This window comes from Streptomyces sp. NPDC052042 (assembly GCF_044548345.1).
Classification (GTDB): domain Bacteria; phylum Actinomycetota; class Actinomycetes; order Streptomycetales; family Streptomycetaceae; genus Streptomyces.
In genome coordinates, this window is the sequence record NZ_JBIUBU010000020.1 from 60,946 (window position 1) to 77,441 (window position 16,496).

The window sequence follows — 16,496 nt, forward strand, 5'->3', positions numbered from 1 at the left end:
ACGGGGGCTACACCGCCACTGGCACCGGCACGAGTACCGGATCCCGTGATCGGGCTCTCGTGTCCCGTGTGTCCCGTGTTCTCGCACCGGGTGCGGTGCAGCGAGAGCCGTTTCTTCTCTCTTCTTCTCCCCTCCCTTCCTTTTTCCTGCTCAGCTCACCCAGCTCGCCCACGACCAGAAAGACATCATCATGAAGTTCACTGACACCCTGACGACTCTTGTCCGGCAGTCCCTCGAAGTCGGCGCGACCCCCGCGCTCATGGGTGAGCCGGGCATCGGCAAGAGCTCGTTCGTCGAGGCGCTGGCCTACAGCATGGGCACCAAGGCCTTCGTCCTGCCGTGCAACCAGCTGGCCGACAAGGCCGACCTCACCGGTGCGCGCCTGGTGCCCTACGAGAAGGCCGACGGCACCCAGAGCTACAAGCAGGTGTTCTACCCGCACCAGGTCATCCAGGAGTGCATCGACTACGCCCTGGACAACCCGCGGGAGTGGCCGCTGCTGTTCCTGGACGAGATCAACAGGACCACGTCCGACGTGACCTCCGGAGCCCTCACCCTGGTGACCCTGCGCCGCATGGGCCACATCGAGCTGCCGGACAACGTCCGCCTCATCGTCGCGGGCAACGACAAGGGCACCGTCACCACGCTCGATGAGGCGAGCCTGTCGCGCTTCACGATCTTCCACGTGGAGCCCGATGCAGCCACCCTGGTCTCCATCCTGGACGACATGAACCCGTGGGTGAAGAAGGTCCTCACCCAGCACCCGGCTCTCGTCTTCCAGAAGTCGACGCCCCACGCCATCGTCGCCGACGGCAAGGACGATGACGACGACGGCAACGTCACCATGGCTGAGCTGTTCGACGGCGGCGAGGAGATGAACCAGCTCACGACGCCGCGCACCATCGACAACGTGTCCCGGTGGCTCAACACCGCCGACCGTCAGGAGCTGGGGAAGTACCTCGCGACCCAGGTCCAGATCGCCGGGCGCGAGACCTCGCTGCTCAACGAGGCCATCGAGGCATTCACCGGGGACACGATGTTCACCGCGCAGCTGGTGGGCGTCATCGCCGAGGACCTCGCGTCGAACTCCGGCGGCCAGCAGCAGAACCGGGTGAACGTCCCGAAGCCGAACTGCTACACGAGTCTCAAGAAGGCGCGGACCGTCACCGATCTCACCACGGAGATCGCGGGTCTCACCAACAACGAGATCTCCGGTTCGCTGCTGTACGCGCTCAAGGAGAGCGACGACAACTCGCGTCTCATCGAGCAGCTGGCCCATGCCGCCAAGCAGATCGAGCCGCCGCACACCCGCACGCTCATCGAGATGGTGACCAACGGGCAGATCGACCGGCAGAACCTGGAGTCCTTCCTCCAGCTCGACACGCCGGTCGTCAACGCGGCGAAGCCGGTGCTGTCCGCCTTCCTCTGACCGACCGGGCACCGGCGGGCGGGGGACGCTCTAAGGCTCCGTCCTGGAGCGTCCCCCGCCATCCCCGGTGACTGACCAGTCGCCTCAGACCGCAGAAGGAGACCACGACATGACGATCACCGTCACGAACCAGAAGCCGGCAGTGCTCGACGCGCTGCACACGATCTCGTGCACCGGCGACTACGACCCCATGCCCGCGATCCGGCAGATCCTCGTGGATCCTCTGCTGGAACCGCTGAACCCGGCCGCCCCGGCGAGCATCCTCGACGGCCACGGCCAGGACATGACCGGCGACATCCAGGACCTGGTCGTGCGCTGCCTCGGCGACACGGTGGACACCAGCGCCGAGAAGACCGTCAAGGAGCTCCTCGGGCAGACGCTGGTGCACTTCGACCAGAACACCACTCTCCCGGTGGGCGAGCTCTTCGCCGCCCAGGCCGGCAGCAAGCACGGCCTGCCCGCACCGTCGCCGAACGTCCTGTACCACGCGACCAACGCCGTCATCCCCGCCGCCAAGGAGCTCCTCGCCGGTATCGGGGAGCCCAGCCAGTTCTTCGTCGCGCTCGCCTACGCCTACCACCCCGACACGCTGGGGTTCTGGTTCCAGTCGTCGGCCGCGTTCGACAGCTTCAAGGTCTGGCTGACCCAACAGGTGCAGACCATGGCACCGGCTCTGCCGCCGGACAGTATCCGGCTGCTGAACGACTTCGCGGGCCTGTCCCTCAAGGGGCTCACGGAGTCGCTGCTGCTGCGCCAGGACGACACCGACGGCAACGACGAGTTCTCGTTCGCCCGTCTGCTCATCCACATGCTGATGTCCTACGTCAAGCACCAGCAGTCGCAGGCCACCTCCGGGCATTTCGCGGTGCCGGTCGACGTCGGCGTGCTGCCGTTCGCCGTCGGCGAGTTGTTCTGCCCGCGTTCGCTCGTCCTCGTCAACGTCGAGGCGCATGCCCGGGCCACCGCCGCGACGGTGACGGGGGAGTGGAACCTCATCAACCAGTCACTGACCTCGCCGGTGAAGGTGATCTCCCACACCGCGCTGTCGAAGCTCACGAGCCTGCCCCGTGCGGCGGCAAGGGCCGCCGCCATGGCGTCCGGCCCGCAGCACGGCCGTCCCGGCAGCCGCTCGGCCGTGGTGAAGTTCCGCAAGGCCCCGCCCACGAAGCTGGACCTGCTCAAGGACATCACCCGGGTGCTGAAGCGCATGGGCAAGGTCAACCAGTCGCAGAACATCTTCCGCACGACGAAGGCGACCTTCCTCAAGGCGAACCGCCGTAATCCGGACGACTTCAACAAGCCCGGCCGGATCACCTCGGTGAGCTACATGCCCGATCTGCACATCTACATCGACACCTCCGGGTCGATCTCCGAGGAGAACTACCAGGAGGCGGTGATGATGCTGATCCGGATCGCCAAGAAGCTCAACGTCAACCTGTACTTCAACAGCTTCAGCCACCTCCTCTCGCAGGAGACGCTGCTGCGTGTGGAGAACAAGTCGATGCGGCAGATCTGGAAGGAGTTCCGGAAGGTCCCCAAGGTCAGTGGTGCCACGGAGTTCAAACAGGTGTGGGACTACATCAACGCCTCACCGGTGCGCAAGCGCCGGCTGTCGCTGATGATCACGGACTTCGAGTGGCCCCCGCCCGCGGCCCGTGTGGACCACCCCAGGAACCTGTACTACGCCCCGTGCTCGGCCATGGACTGGGACTACATGGTCCGGTCCGCCGAGACCTACGCGGATTCGATGCAGCACATCGATCCGAGTATCCGCCAGAAGCTGCTGGGCATGATCATCTGATCTGAACACCCGGCGGCCTCCCGGCCCCGGAGAACACCAGGAGCGGTGCCGCCCAACTCTCCTCACGGCACCGCTCCTGGTGTTCTCGCTCTCTCTCCGCTTCCTCTCCGCTTCCTCTCCGCTTCCTTTCCGCTTCTCCGCCCCCCGGTGTGCCGTCACGCCGGGTGAACCGCCGATGCCGGGACCGGCTCGTCCAGGAACTGGAACAGCATCGGCCCCCGGCGGACATCGTGGCCGACATCATCGCCGATCTCCGCACGGCGCTGGCCGAAGTCAGAGAGCTTGCCGCTCTTCTCGAACGGCCTCAGCCTCAGCCCCAACCCACGCTCACGCCCACCGCCGGACCGTACATCCCGCCCGACGGGACGCTCTCCGGCCTCCCTGCCGAAGCGTCATGACATCCCAGACGCTCACCGGCAGACATCCGGCGGGCCCGCACCCATCACCCCATCACCACAGGAGGACCATATGGGCCTGTCCAATTTCACGTCGGGCTCCGGCTCCGACGACAAGAACAACGGCTCCGGCCCGTCCGGCGGTCTTCCTCCGCACTTCCCGCCCATGGGCCTCGGCGTCGGCGGCACCGACGAGGACGCCGTGAAAGAGCTGCTCGTCGACTACAACGCGAAGTTCAGCAACGCCAGCCCGACGAAGTTCCGCGACACGCTCATCGAGCAGGTCTTGTCGGTGCTGATCAGCAAGAACAAGCCGAACGTCCTGCTGAAGGGCTCCGCCGGCGTGGGCAAGAGCAAGATCGTCGAGGACATCGCCCGGCGCATCGCTCTGGGTGACACCCTCATCCCGGACCAGCTCAGGGACTACACGATCTACGAGCTGCCGATCACCAACATCATCGCCGGGACCGGCATCGTCGGGTCCCTCGAGGAAAAGATGAAGGCGATCGTCGAGTACGCCTCCGACCCGAAGAACAAAGTCATCCTGTTCATGGACGAGATCCACCAGATCACCGGCGGTTCGGGTACCCACGGGGACGCGACCGGGCGCAAGATCTCACAGATCCTCAAGCCCGCGCTCGCGCGCGGCGAGATGTCCGTGATCGGCGCGACCACGTCCAACGAGTCGAGGGCCTTCGACGAGGACCCCGCCTTCGCGCGGCGGTTCACCCAGCTCATCGTCGACGAGCTCACTGCCGAGCAGACCCGAGAGGTGCTCACCACCGTACGGCCCGGTCTCGCGGCGCACTACCGGTACCAGGTGTCGGTTTCCGACCAGGTCCTGAGCGCAACCGTCAAGATCGCTGACGAGTACGCGCGTGCCGGCCAGCACCGTCCGGACAACGCCATCACCCTGTTGGACCGGGCGATGGCCGACCGGGTGCTGGAGCAGAAGCGGCTCATCGTCCAGGCCGAGAACGCCGGCGACACGTCACTGGCTCAGTTCCTCGGCTCGATCGCACAGGTACCGCTCACCGAGAACCGTGTTCTGGACGTGGCCAAGCGCCTCATGACCGGCAACGCGCAGCGCCCGGAGTTCGACATCGCCACGCTGCGGGCCACCCTCCTGGACCGCCTGCGCGGGCAGGACGACGTGCTCGACACGTTCGTGGATCGTCTCGCACGACGGGAGCTGGCTCTCTTCCCGGCGAAGACGCCCACCACGTGGATGCTCGCGGGCGCGTCGGGCGTCGGCAAGACCGAGGCCGCGAAGATCATCGCCGAGCAGATGACCGGCACCGAGCCGATCATCCTCAACATGACCGAGTTCCACCGGCCCTCGGACACGGCGAAGATCGTCGGTGCACCTCCGGGCTACGTCGGATCGGACTCCAACCAGGAGCTCCCGTTCGACACCCTGGAGTCGAATCCGCATCGGGTGGTCCTCCTCGACGAGTTCGAGAAGGCCGACAAGGCGGTACAGCGGCTGTTCCTCGCCGCATTCGACGAGGGCTACATCCGCAACTCCCACGGCAAGCTGCTGGACTTCTCGAAGGCGCTCGTGATCTGCACGACCAACGCCGCACGGGAGGCCCTCAGCCACAAGCCTGTCGGATTCGGCTCTGCACCAGAGAAGGTCTCGACCCGCAGCCTGGCGAAAGAGCTGTCGAATTTCTTCGACGCCGAGTTGCTGGGCCGGTTCTCCCTCGTGATCGGCTTCAACCCGATCGACGAGCCGACGTTCCGGGCGATCACCGCCGCCGACTACAGCCGGCAGCGTGACCGGATCCTGGAGAGCAAGCCACGCCTGGCGCAGACGCTTCCCGTGTCGATGCCCGACGACGAGCTGCGGACGATCGCGGAGACCGCCTTCATGGACTCCCAGGGTGCGCGGCCGGCGGGCAAGGCCGTGCGCACCTGGATCGAGGACCGCCTGCTCGCCGCCCAGGCCGCAGGGGGCACCACGGCGTCAGCCGGTGCCGACTCCCGCCCCGAGGGCGAGGACGAGCCCGGACCCGATGCCGAGGACCCGGCTACGGCCTGACGCCGCAGCAGCAACACCGCAGGGACACCCCGGGCGGACAGACCGATATTCGTCCGTCCGCCCGGGGTGTCTCCGCGTTCCCCGTTTCTTGCGGGAGAGAGGAAGACACCATGACCGCCATCTCCGTGCCGAAAAAGACCACTGCTGACCTCGCCGCGGACGCCCGATCAAATCTCGCGGCTCTCTCGCGAGATGCCGACGAGTGCCGGTCGCTGGGACTCATGGTCGGCCTGTTCGAGACCGATGCGCAAGGAGCCCTTGTCGCCGCCGACCCGTGGAACGCGGCGCTCACGGATCCCGGCCGGCTCACGCCCGAGGGCTGAGTGCCGCCGACAGACGACCGCGCGTCTGGGTAGCGCGCGGTGTCCGGGGGTGTGTCACATACGCCACGGACCCCGGACTCAGGGGCCTCACGGCCCCTGACGGGTGGGTTGAGAGAGGCACGGGGGGCTCGTCGGCTGACGAGAGCCCTCCCGTGCCCACACCTGTACCCGCATATCCCGAATGCCTGTCAATGGGAATTAAAGAGACCACTCGATTCCTGTCAGACTGATGACTGACTCCTATTAAGAAATTCTCTTCTCTCGGCCTGCCTATCGAACCGTTTGACGAAAGACAACACCATGCCCATCGAACCCATGCTGCTCGACAACATCGACCTCTCGGCCGCCGCCGTAGCGGCCACGAAGGTCGTCGACCCGAAGTTCTTCTCCTCGAAGCTCACCGGCAGCGGCAAGAAGACCGGCCTGCTCAACGAAGCTCTGCGTCCGGTCAACACCGCCACCAACACCGCCTATGCCGCCGACCAGGACATCGAGCTCAAGCAGAGCTCGACCCATCACGACATCACGACCACGGCGATTCCCCTCGCGCCGATCACGCGCCGCGCGCTGCTCTCGGGCGGGTCGTTCAGTCTGCCGGTGCCGCACGTGGACGACCGGTTCGCGGTCGACGCCTCCGCCAGCCCGCACAACGACTGGGACGTCGTCTTCGACATGACCCCGCAGGGGATCATGCTCTACGAGGACAGGTCCGGAGCCAAGTCCACCCGTGACCTGGTCGTCCAGTACCGGATGGAGCTGTTCTTCTTCAGGAAGGGGCTTGCCGAGCCCGAGCGCGCGATCGGCGTCTCGTTGTCAGTCGGATACGGCAACCACGACGCCGCCGCGGTCCTGGACTGGAGCACCAGCCCGATGGACAACGCCCGCGACTTCATCGAGGGCTCGCTCCGTTCCACCGGACTGACGGCCTCCAACCTCAGCGACGAGCTCGACGAGTGGATGAACCAGTACCCGGTCTATGAGCGCATCACGCGCCTGGCCCAGATCTGGGACTCCGAGGCGATCGCGGACGAGGTCTGCCAGTACATCCAGGACATGCCCGCCAGCCCGACGGAGGAGCAGCTCAACATGCTCGCCGTGCAGCTGCGCTACCTGGAGAACTACAACGTCCCGCTGGAGGCCTACCGCCGGATCCACCAGCAGCTCGATGCGACCTTCTCCGCGCCGATCGCCACGAAACTGTCGAAGCAGAACCTCAACCTGCTGATGAACTTCACTCTGTCCCACCTGGAGCAGATGAAGCCTCAGCTGGTGACACCGGTCCAGCCGGTGAGCACGTACGCGCCGCCGACGCATCTGTCCAGCCAGCAGCTGAATGCCGTGTGCACGCACGAGCCGCTGGTGATGACCCAGGCGGGCGCGGGCACCGGCAAGTCCACGGTGATCCTGGAACGCATCAAGTACCTCGAAGCCTGCGGGGTGCCGGCAAGCGACATCACGGTGCTGAGCTTCACGAACGCCGCCGCCGACAACATCACGGAGAAGAACCCCTCGGTCGGCTCGATGACGATCGCCAGGATGATCATCGACATCTACTCGATGAACCACCCGACCCACCAGGTCTCGACCATCGACACGATCATCAACTCGATCGACATCTTCTACCCGAACAGCCAGTTCGCGGCCACGTTCCGGCACCGCCTGCTGGAGGTCGACCAGAACAAGATCGGTGCGTTCACGGCGCTCAACACCTTCGTCGAAAACCACTTCGACGAGGTCATCGCGCTGCTCGACCACATCCAGCAGACCTCGCTGGAGCTGCAGATCATCATCTGCTACCAGCGGATCGACGACATGGCCGAGCCGGCGCACGTGCAGAGCAAGTACCTGATCATCGACGAGGTCCAGGACAACTCGGTCTTCGAGTTCATCTACGTGCTGAAGTACATCACCAAGCACGCGCAGAGCCTGTTCATCGTCGGCGACGCCAGCCAGACGCTGTACGAGTTCCGCTCGGCGAACCCGAAGGCGCTGAACACATTGGAAGGCTCCGGGGTGTTCTCGACCTTCCGGCTCATGACGAACTACAGGTCGAACCAGGAGATCCTGGACTTCGCGAACGTGGTGCTGGGCGGTCTGGAGACCAACCAGTTCGCGAACATCCAGCTGCAGGCGAACTCGCTCGCGATGCCGACGGCCGACTCCTTCCAGGAGAAGGTCACGCTGGAATACCAGGAGCTGCCCCGGCTGGGCAACTTCGTCACGCAGGACCTGCAGCCGCTCGTGCGCAACGTGGTCATTCCGCAGTACGTACAGGCCTGCCTCGACCGGGGTGAGCAGGTGGCCTTCCTGGCCTACTCGCGCCGCGAGGTCGCGCTGCTCCAGCAGGTGCTGGAGCAGGTGTACCCCAGCCAGCACGTCGCCTCGCTCGTGAGCGAGCACGTCTACGCCACGGACATCTTCTCGAAGTACATTAAAAACTTCTGGAACGACGTCCTCCAGGTACAGCCTGCCAACGCCGCGTTCGTGGTCTCCCAGGGGATCAAGGACAACATGGACAAGCTGACGAAGAACGCCGGGAACGCCAACGTCTCGAAGGCGATCCTGCGCACCATCTCCGAGTGGTGGATCGAGAACAGCGCCGTGATCAACGGCTGGGTCGCCCTGTGCAACCAGGGGACCCTGCAGCACGCGACGTTCTTCACGCGGCTCCGTGACAACCTGCTGAATTTCGAGATCCGGCGCAATCAGCAGAAGCTGAACGTCAACAAGCAGCGCAACCAGGAGCGAAAGAAGAAGAACCTCGAGTCCAAGGCCAACCTGATCGTCTCGACGATCCACGGTGCCAAGGGTCTCGAGTTCGACAACTGCGTCGTCCTCTACAAGGAGGACACGAAGATGTCCCAGGACGCGAAGCGCATGTTCTACGTCGCCTTCACCCGGGCCATGGGCAGCCAGTACGTGCTCGCCTACGGCACGGTGAAGAACCCGCCGATCCAGAGCAGCTACGAGCAGATCGTGAATGCTCTGACCGAACGGGACAAGAGGAACGCCTTGCGCGCCAAGGGTATCGACCCGGACCTCCTGGACGACGACACCGACGGTGACATCACCACCGATGACCCCGACCGGGTCGTCCAGACCGTCTGACAAGCGGTCGCCCCACCGCGGTCACGGGGTTCTCGCTCTCCCCGGCAACGAGACGAGAACCCCGTGACCGTATCTTCTCAACCTGTCCACGACCCACCGGTCCAGCCCGGAAGGAGCACTCCATGAACACCAGCGGCACCCTGCGGAACGCTCCCGACGAGCCCACGCCGGAGACGACCTACGACCTGATCATCTGCAACGGCGACCGGATCGCCTTCCACGACCACTACGAGAACCCCCAGTTCCGGCTGCGCATGTGCATCGAGCTTCTGACCAGCGCGGACACCTTCGCCGGTGTCATCGACGCCACCCGTGCAGCACAGGTCCACGGGCTGTACGAGAGCCGCACGGAGCACTGGACCAGCGCACCCGACTCCGTCCTCGACGAAGTCGCCAAGCTCTGCCGTCTCTGGGGCATCCAGATCTACGTGAGCACCACCAGGAAGAAGAGCGCGGCCCCTGCGGTGCTCTACTCCGTCAGCACCCAGTACGGGCCGGACCAGACCGTCGTCGAGCAATTCCCGGACCGCGAGTCCCGCACCGCCAGCCTGATCGAGCGCGCCGAGCACTTCTTCGCTGAGCCCGGTCACATCCCCGCGATCGTGCTCTCCGACGAACAGCGCCTGGCCGCGCTGGTGACGACCTTTCTCATGCCGGCCACCGTGACCCTCAGCGAGTCCGTACTCGACGAGACGACCGGTATCTACCGGTCCGCGTCCCGCTGACGGTCCTCCGGCCCCTGGGCCTGTCGCGGTCCCGAACAGCCTCACAGCCGCACGCCCTTACACCCTCACAGCCGTACAGCCCACGTACTCCTGCGAAAGGGAGATCCTTCATGCCCGCGTCCACGATCGTCGCCTCCGGCGGTGCGTTCCGCCTCTACGACGACTCCGTGCAGACCTTCGACCACCTCCCGGTGGCCACCTACACCATCGCATTCTCGAAGACGGGCGGCTACAGCCTTCACCGCGCTGAGCCGCTCGCTCCCGGCGAGGAAACCGTCTACGGCGACCACGCCGCGCGGGTCGAGCGCATCGTGCGCAGCTATCAGGCCATGGACCGCTCGCTGGGCGTCATCCTGTCCGGCGACAAGGGCATGGGCAAGAGCCTCATGATCCGCATGCTCGCCGAGAGCGCCCGCGACAAGCTGGGCCTGCCCACGGTGCTCGTGCGGCACTCGACCCCCGGCCTCGCCTCGTTCCTCCATGAACTGGGGGAGTGCCTCGTCGTCTTCGACGAGTTCGAGAAGGTCTTCGACATCAGGGAAGACGGCAACCCGCAGGACCAGTTCCTGAGCCTGTTCGACGGACTGAGCACCACCCAGCGCCTCTACGTGCTCTCGGTCAACCAGCTGCACCGGGTCAGCGACTACATGATCAACCGTCCGGGGCGGTTCCACTACCACATGCGCTTCACGTACCCCGACGCCGAGACGGTCGCCACGTACCTGCGCGACCAGGTGCCCGGAGCGGCCGAGAAGGAAATCGAGGAAGTCGTCGACTTCTCCCGGAAGTACGACATCAACTTCGACCACCTGCGGGCGATCGCCTTCGAACTGGGACTGGGGGAGAGCTTCGCCAGGGCGATCTCCGACCTCAACATCAAGCGCACCACCTCCCCCGGCCACGACACCGTTCGGGTCAGCATCTCCTGGGCCGACGGCAGCACCGACGTCATCAAGGGATTCATCGACCTCTTCGACCACGACACCCCGCAGTCGATCTCCGACTGGGAGCAGGGTGTCGAGCTGGGCTTCCGCATGCGCGACGCCCGCCCCGCCAAGGACGGCTACGTCCTGTCCGCAGGTTCCTTCCAGCTCACCGACATCCGCGACGAGGAGCAGAAGGAGGAGCAGCCCGAGCGCTCGTTCGAGGCTGTCTCGATCACACTGCGCCGTCCACAGAAGGAGTCGATCAACTTCTGAGAACCGCCGTCCCGGGCACCGTCCCCGTGGTGTCCGGACAGCACAGAACCTGCCGGCCAAATGGGCCCGCACACAACAACAGGACAGGGGTCTCCGTGGAACGGGGGCCCCTGTTCCGTCATGCCGTCGTACGCGCCGCGTCGTTCGCGGCACCCCACCCGTCCACCGAAGAAAGCGCAGCGCAGCCGTCATGACCAAGTCGACCAACCCGTACGCGAGGGCCTACGCGACATTCGTCGAGCAGACCACGCACCATCAGCTCGTCGTCCTGCACGAGGACGGTCTGTACCGCCACCTGCGCGTCCAGGCCCCGGGCACCCGCATGTGGTCCTGGGACATCACCACGTGGCCGGGTCACCTCGCCACCAGCGGCGACGTCGCCGACGGCTACATGTTCACGCGCCTCGAGGACATGATCGACTTCTTCTCCTTCGCCGGGAAGAACCACGGCTACTACTCCGACGGCGCGCCGTCGATCGACGTGCGCTACTGGGCCGAGAAGCTCTGCGGCGACCGTTCGACCGAGGTGAAGAAGTACGACCCGGATCTGTTCCTGCCGCTGGTGCGCGAACACTTCGAAGAAAGCGAAGAGCTCGGCACCGAGGCCGACGCCTTCCGCGATCGCCAGCTCGATCTGGTGAAGCAGTTGCACAAGCTCCGCGGCCTCGACGAGGCGGCTTCCCAGGCGCTGCTCGACGCGCACTGGAAGGCCGCCGAGATGAACGAATCGTGGTCGGAGTCCACGCTCACCACGCACGTCCGGGCAGCCCAGGCTAACGCCCGGCAGACGCTCGGAAACCTGTGGAGCACCGACGGCCTCGACGACGGTCAGCTCGATGTCCTGATCAAGAACCACGGCTATCACGAGCTCGCCGACATCGACATCCCGCGGCAGTCGCCTGCCGAACGTCGCGAAGGGGTCCTTCAGGACGCCGAGTGGCACGCTGGGTCCGCCAACGAGGCGCGCAGCAGGCTGTCGAACCACGAAGACCTCGTCGGCTCCGACATCTGGGAGTGGGATCCGCGAGTACGACTTCCACTTCCTGCTCACGTGCTACTGCATCGACCTCGGCGTGCGCCTGTACCAGGAGCACGTGAAGAAGCACAACGCGAACGACACTTACGTCTATGTCCGCGACGGCCGGGTGCAGAACCGTCCGGCCCGTCCCGTCATCGACGTCAGCTTCCTCGACTACGGCGTACCCGATGCCGCGGAGGCCAGAGAAGCACTCGCGGCCCGGAAGCTCATCATGGCGTCGCCTCAGGCACGGGAAGAGCTGCCGGAGACCATCCGTGAGCTCACCGAGCTGATCCGCGAGCACGGCGACGAGCACACCCGCTCCGAGTTCGATCGGATCGTCGATCAGGAGATGGCCGCGGCCGAGCGCGCGCTCACACGCCGCGAGCAGAAAGCCCAGTGGTCTCGTGGCTGATCGCCCGGATCCCCGAGCCATGTCGCAGGCCGAGCTCGACGAGTATCTCGATGATCTCGTCGAGCTCGGCCGCGATGAACACCCCTGAGTTCCACCAAGCCTACGCCGAATGAGAGAGGAGAGAGACATGACGCACGAACTCGCGACCCCTTCAACGGAAGGCGGGCCCGCATGACAGCGTTCAGCACGATCCCTGTTCACGACATCGTTCTGGGACTCACCGCCTACGCGCTGGGACTGATCCTGTTCCTGTTCGTCGGCGTGCAGAACATCGACAGCAACGGCCGGCCCGGCCGCTGGGTGGGCATCGCGCAAAGCGTGTACCTCTGGGGGCCGGTCTGGCTGCTCGGTGCCCTGCTGCTCCCCGCACTCCGTACGTGGCTGCTGGTTGCCCTCGTCGTGTGCCTGGCGCTGTGCATCGTCGGGAGCCTGATCGCGTTCCGCGTCGACCGGCTGCGCGACGAGCGGGAGTAGACCGCTCGCAAGAGCCCGCCGGACCCTCCGACTTCCAATGCCTGAGAAGGATTCCGCCCATGCCCGAGTACCGCATCATCTCCGAGATCGACCAGGAGGCGACCAGCCGCGAAGCCCGTGGTGCCAGGCCCCCGGCCGACACAGCACGTCTGCTGACCGTGCTCGAAGCCGAATCCGTCCACGACGCCCTCTACAGGTCGATGTTCGTGACGCCGCGGCACGGCAACCGCCGGGTCATCTCCGTCGAGGAGCTGCACCCGGGCTTCTCGTATTGGGACGAGGAGATCACCGCCGCCATCACGAGACCGCACCCGCTCACCCCGGATGAGCCCCCGCTGATCGAGCGGGACCTTTACGAGGGGGACCGGAGGCCGCTCTCCCAGAGGGGCGACCTGGTGAGCACCGTGAAGAAGGTCGTCGAGGCTCTGCGGGATTCCGGCCTCGTGCCCGGTCTCACCGTGTCCGTCCTCGACGACGAAGCCGACGATCCGTACGCCATGGTCGAGGTCTACGACGATGCCCGGCATCTCTACCTTGCGCAGGGAACCGAGGCTCGCCGGCTCACCGACGATCCCGAGACCGTGGGCTGGGACGGGATTCTTGCGATCGCCCGAGGGCTGATCGACGTCAGCAACCCGCTGCACTGATCGCCGCCACAGCACAACGCCCCTGGAGTCGCCCCCCCTGTGATTCCGGGGGCGTTGTGTTCCTCGGTGCACAACAGCAGAGAGCACCGCCCATGAACGACGTCCTGGTCCTAGCCTGCCTGCTCATCGCGCTGTCGGGCTCGCTCCTGCTCCTGGCCGGCCTGGCTCGCAGACGCCATCGGCGCGATCCGCAGCGGCTGTTCACCTGGCAACAGAAGCGAGCCCTCCTCGCCCGGTCCGGGTACCGCTGCGAGCACAAGCACCCCCTCTGGCGACGCTGCCGCAGGACAGACGGGCTGGAGGCCGACCACATAGTGCCCTGGAGCCGGGGAGGGCCCACCGAGCTCTGGAACGGACAGGTGCTGTGCCGTCGGCACAACACCCGCAAGTCGAACCGGATCCCGTCGGCGCTCTATCGCTGGCGACTGGCCCGGCGGCGCAGAAGGTACTGACCGGCTGCTCCAGGAGCCACTGAGCACAAAGGGAAGACCATGAAGATCATTCAGACCATCGCGGCCACGCATCATCTCGACCGGCCTGCCTACTTTCTGATCGGCCGCCGGCCGCTGACCGAACCGAGGGACGGAGACACCTGGTTCATTCCCGACGACGAGACCGGCCGGGGTGCTCTGCGCGCCCAGCGTCGGGCGCGGATCGCTTCTGCGGTCCACGACACCGTGATCGTGGCGGGCGTTCTGGGCTTCATCGGGCTTCTGGTGTTCTGGGTCCTGCTGCGCTTCGACCCGATCACGTCGTTCGCCGGGATCACGGGCGAGGGTGCTGTCTTCGCGTATATCGGCCTTCTCGTGGTGTGCGTTGTGTTGGGCCTTTTCAGCGGCTATCGCCTCACGCTGAGCCTGGACCGGGCCGAGAAAGCCTTCTCCCAGTGTCCGGGGGCCGGAGTCGTCCACCCCTACGGGCTGGTCTGCGACAGCCTTCCTGCCGTGCGGGGCCGCGACGCCCTCAGTCTGCTCGCCGATGCCGCGTACGAAGGCGTCTTCGACGCCGCCCTCGAGCTGGTCGCAGACCAGATCCATGAAGACACGCAGGCCCGGATCCGGGACGAGCAGAACGCCCGCCACGCGCACGAGACCGCTGTGCTCGACAAGCTGACCCGGCCCCGGACCAGAACGCGCCGCTGAACAACAGCGCAGCACGCCCACCCCACCGCACATCCGCACCGCACAGGGAGAGACCCCATCATGAGCGTGACCATGTTCACCGCTGTCATCGCCGTTCCCGCCTACCGCACCGCACCGATCGACTTCGACCACGGCCGCCAGCTGGTCGGCGAGATCACCGACAATGCGACGTTCGACCTCGACGACCCCGAGTGGCAGATCGAGGACGTCCTCGACGTCGACTTCGACCCCGAGCAGCATCTCGGCCCGGACGGCCGGCCGTCCCTCGGGATCCTCCGGCTGTACGGACGCAGGCTGATCGATGACCTCGAAGAAGCCCTCGGCCCGGACGACGACGAGGTCAACGAGATCATCGTGGCCGGGTACCGGCTCTACATCTCCGGGGGTGTCTCCCCGGGTGACCCGCCCACCGAGGCCGCCTGTGCGATCCGGAACGCCTACTGCCTGCCCCACAGCGTGCTCCAGGCGATGGGTTTCGTCCCGGACTACAACAAGCCGCTGTCGCGCGCCAACGGCAGCACCGGCGCGGTGACGGACACGGACATCGTGGATGCCATCGCCCTGCACCTCGGCACCAATCCCGACTGGTCCGGTTGCGACAAGCTCACCCAGATCGCCGACCTGATCGGCGCTGTCCGCAAGCATCCCGGTGGCGTCGACCCGGTCGAGTACTACGAGTACTACACCGCCGAGACCGGCTTCGACCCTCTCGACGACAACTTCCTGGCCAGCCAAATCGGCACCGATGTCGATGGCGAGGAGGACTAGAGAGGCCCGCCCTGACATCGTTCACGATGCACGCACGGTGTCTGTGCAACCTCGTGTTGAGCGAACAGGCCAAAATGCCTGGGAGTGGGTCAACGAGAACATCCAGTTCCTCACCTCAATTCTCTCGCAGGTATTCAAGCTCGCCTGACGGATGATTGCCTGATAGGCCGTCGGCTTCCACAGCTACGACCTTCAGATGCCCGTCTGCTGTGCCGGCCGCCGATACCGATCGCGGCATTGACCGAAACCCGCCGCAAACCGGTGCGAGACGTGAACAAGTGGCCTAAGCCCCAGTCACGTGTAGTTAAAGTCTTCCCGTCGATCGTCGCCGGACTCGGGCCCGCTTCGACGGGGCGCGTGTCACGGCACGAACTCAGGAGGGGACGCATGTCGGAACACGTCAGCCGCACCACGTCGAAACGAGCCTTACGGAACGCCTTTCGGTTCCTGCTCTGCGCGGTGGCGGCAATGATGATGACGCTGAGCGGTGGCAGTCCTGCGACCGCCGCCGGTCCACAGGAGTTTCTGGTCGAGTACCGGTACGACGGTGGCATTTTCACGGCCAACAACTACCAGGTGTACGTCTCCGGCACGGTCACCCGGCATGGCGATCAGTACGAACTGAAGGCCATCGTGGAGGCCACCTGCCGCCACGTTGTGGGGCCGAGTCAGGAGTGGAGTCTGGCCTTCGGTTCCAGTGCCGAAAGCTGGCGGTACGTGTCGGGCTCCTGCCCCGAAGATGAATACAAGGGGTCGTTCACGAGGACGGGCCCTCTGGGCTCGGACGGGCGCGTGTACGTGCAGGCGGGTGCCTATGGCGGACGCGTGTTCGGCAGCTGGGGCTGGGGCGACCAGCGGAGTGTCTGGGTGTAGCCGCACCGGGGACTGCCACGGCACGCAGTGCCGGCCCCTGACTTTTGGAGAGAAGGCCTGTGCATGTGCACGGGCCTTCTCTTCTTTCTCAGGACACCCGTTGCCGGGCGTACACGAGCACACCCTGCGATGACA

At 65.6% G+C, this 16,496-nt stretch carries 15 protein-coding genes; all 15 read left to right on the forward strand.

The window, feature by feature from the left end:
• Window positions 1-190 precede the first annotated feature (190 nt).
• The 15 genes from ACIHCL_RS27510 (at window position 191) to ACIHCL_RS27580 (ending at window position 16,361) form a co-directional block, all read left to right on the forward strand.
• The gene (locus tag ACIHCL_RS27510; RefSeq protein ID WP_399865867.1) at window positions 191-1,429 is read left to right on the forward strand and encodes an AAA family ATPase; all 1,239 of its coding nucleotides are present in this window, start codon (window positions 191-193) and stop codon (window positions 1,427-1,429) included.
• Between the two features lie 109 nt (window positions 1,430-1,538).
• The gene (locus ACIHCL_RS27515) at window positions 1,539-3,230 is read left to right on the forward strand and encodes a hypothetical protein (RefSeq protein WP_399865869.1); all 1,692 of its coding nucleotides are present in this window, start codon (window positions 1,539-1,541) and stop codon (window positions 3,228-3,230) included.
• 468 nt (window positions 3,231-3,698) lie between these two features.
• Window positions 3,699-5,669, forward strand: a complete 1,971-nt coding sequence (locus tag ACIHCL_RS27520) for an AAA family ATPase (RefSeq protein WP_399865870.1) — start codon at window positions 3,699-3,701, stop codon at window positions 5,667-5,669.
• Between the two features lie 110 nt (window positions 5,670-5,779).
• Complete coding sequence (locus ACIHCL_RS27525; RefSeq protein WP_399865872.1) at window positions 5,780-5,992, forward strand: hypothetical protein; 213 nt, start codon at window positions 5,780-5,782, stop codon at window positions 5,990-5,992.
• Between the two features lie 300 nt (window positions 5,993-6,292).
• A complete protein-coding gene (locus tag ACIHCL_RS27530; protein WP_399865874.1) occupies window positions 6,293-9,100 on the forward strand; it encodes a UvrD-helicase domain-containing protein in 2,808 nt (935 codons plus the stop codon).
• A 122-nt stretch (window positions 9,101-9,222) separates the two neighbouring features.
• Window positions 9,223-9,825 (forward strand): hypothetical protein, encoded by a 603-nt coding sequence (locus ACIHCL_RS27535; protein WP_399865876.1) that lies wholly within the window; start codon window positions 9,223-9,225, stop codon window positions 9,823-9,825.
• Between the two features lie 110 nt (window positions 9,826-9,935).
• Window positions 9,936-11,024, forward strand: coding sequence for an AAA family ATPase (locus ACIHCL_RS27540; RefSeq protein WP_399865877.1), 1,089 nt, complete (start codon window positions 9,936-9,938; stop codon window positions 11,022-11,024).
• 190 nt (window positions 11,025-11,214) lie between these two features.
• On the forward strand, window positions 11,215-12,321 hold the full coding sequence (locus ACIHCL_RS27545) for a hypothetical protein (RefSeq protein WP_399865879.1): 1,107 nt from the start codon (window positions 11,215-11,217) through the stop codon (window positions 12,319-12,321).
• Entirely contained in the window at window positions 12,275-12,457 is a 183-nt protein-coding gene (locus tag ACIHCL_RS27550; RefSeq protein ID WP_399865881.1) for a hypothetical protein, read from the forward strand. The genes ACIHCL_RS27545 and ACIHCL_RS27550 overlap by 47 nt, the downstream gene beginning before the upstream one ends.
• A 171-nt stretch (window positions 12,458-12,628) precedes the next feature.
• On the forward strand, window positions 12,629-12,931 hold the full coding sequence (locus ACIHCL_RS27555) for a hypothetical protein (protein ID WP_399865882.1): 303 nt from the start codon (window positions 12,629-12,631) through the stop codon (window positions 12,929-12,931).
• Window positions 12,932-12,990: 59 nt separating this feature from the next.
• Window positions 12,991-13,578: a hypothetical protein gene (locus ACIHCL_RS27560; protein WP_399865884.1), complete on the forward strand. Its 588-nt coding sequence runs from the start codon at window positions 12,991-12,993 to the stop codon at window positions 13,576-13,578.
• Between the two features lie 92 nt (window positions 13,579-13,670).
• Entirely contained in the window at window positions 13,671-14,030 is a 360-nt protein-coding gene (locus ACIHCL_RS27565; RefSeq protein WP_399865886.1) for an HNH endonuclease, read from the forward strand.
• Window positions 14,031-14,069: 39 nt separating this feature from the next.
• Window positions 14,070-14,720 carry a hypothetical protein gene (locus ACIHCL_RS27570; protein WP_399865889.1) on the forward strand — a complete coding sequence of 217 codons (651 nt, stop codon included), beginning with the start codon at window positions 14,070-14,072 and terminating at the stop codon, window positions 14,718-14,720.
• A 60-nt stretch (window positions 14,721-14,780) separates the two neighbouring features.
• Window positions 14,781-15,488: a hypothetical protein gene (locus ACIHCL_RS27575; protein WP_399865891.1), complete on the forward strand. Its 708-nt coding sequence runs from the start codon at window positions 14,781-14,783 to the stop codon at window positions 15,486-15,488.
• Window positions 15,489-15,875: 387 nt separating this feature from the next.
• A complete protein-coding gene (locus ACIHCL_RS27580) occupies window positions 15,876-16,361 on the forward strand; it encodes a hypothetical protein (protein WP_399865892.1) in 486 nt (161 codons plus the stop codon).
• Window positions 16,362-16,496 lie beyond the last annotated feature (135 nt).

Bases quoted from the DNA above. Each gene is read 5' to 3' on its own strand.
- ACIHCL_RS27510 (WP_399865867.1), top strand. From the start codon at position 191: ATGAAGTTCACTGACACCCTGACGACTCTTGTCCGGCAGTCCCTCGAA.
- ACIHCL_RS27515 (WP_399865869.1), top strand. From the start codon at position 1,539: ATGACGATCACCGTCACGAACCAGAAGCCGGCAGTGCTCGACGCGCTG.
- ACIHCL_RS27520 (WP_399865870.1), top strand. From the start codon at position 3,699: ATGGGCCTGTCCAATTTCACGTCGGGCTCCGGCTCCGACGACAAGAAC.
- ACIHCL_RS27525 (WP_399865872.1), top strand. From the start codon at position 5,780: ATGACCGCCATCTCCGTGCCGAAAAAGACCACTGCTGACCTCGCCGCG.
- ACIHCL_RS27530 (WP_399865874.1), top strand. From the start codon at position 6,293: ATGCCCATCGAACCCATGCTGCTCGACAACATCGACCTCTCGGCCGCC.
- ACIHCL_RS27535 (WP_399865876.1), top strand. From the start codon at position 9,223: ATGAACACCAGCGGCACCCTGCGGAACGCTCCCGACGAGCCCACGCCG.
- ACIHCL_RS27540 (WP_399865877.1), top strand. From the start codon at position 9,936: ATGCCCGCGTCCACGATCGTCGCCTCCGGCGGTGCGTTCCGCCTCTAC.
- ACIHCL_RS27545 (WP_399865879.1), top strand. From the start codon at position 11,215: ATGACCAAGTCGACCAACCCGTACGCGAGGGCCTACGCGACATTCGTC.
- ACIHCL_RS27550 (WP_399865881.1), top strand. From the start codon at position 12,275: ATGGCGTCGCCTCAGGCACGGGAAGAGCTGCCGGAGACCATCCGTGAG.
- ACIHCL_RS27555 (WP_399865882.1), top strand. From the start codon at position 12,629: ATGACAGCGTTCAGCACGATCCCTGTTCACGACATCGTTCTGGGACTC.
- ACIHCL_RS27560 (WP_399865884.1), top strand. From the start codon at position 12,991: ATGCCCGAGTACCGCATCATCTCCGAGATCGACCAGGAGGCGACCAGC.
- ACIHCL_RS27565 (WP_399865886.1), top strand. From the start codon at position 13,671: ATGAACGACGTCCTGGTCCTAGCCTGCCTGCTCATCGCGCTGTCGGGC.
- ACIHCL_RS27570 (WP_399865889.1), top strand. From the start codon at position 14,070: ATGAAGATCATTCAGACCATCGCGGCCACGCATCATCTCGACCGGCCT.
- ACIHCL_RS27575 (WP_399865891.1), top strand. From the start codon at position 14,781: ATGAGCGTGACCATGTTCACCGCTGTCATCGCCGTTCCCGCCTACCGC.
- ACIHCL_RS27580 (WP_399865892.1), top strand. From the start codon at position 15,876: ATGTCGGAACACGTCAGCCGCACCACGTCGAAACGAGCCTTACGGAAC.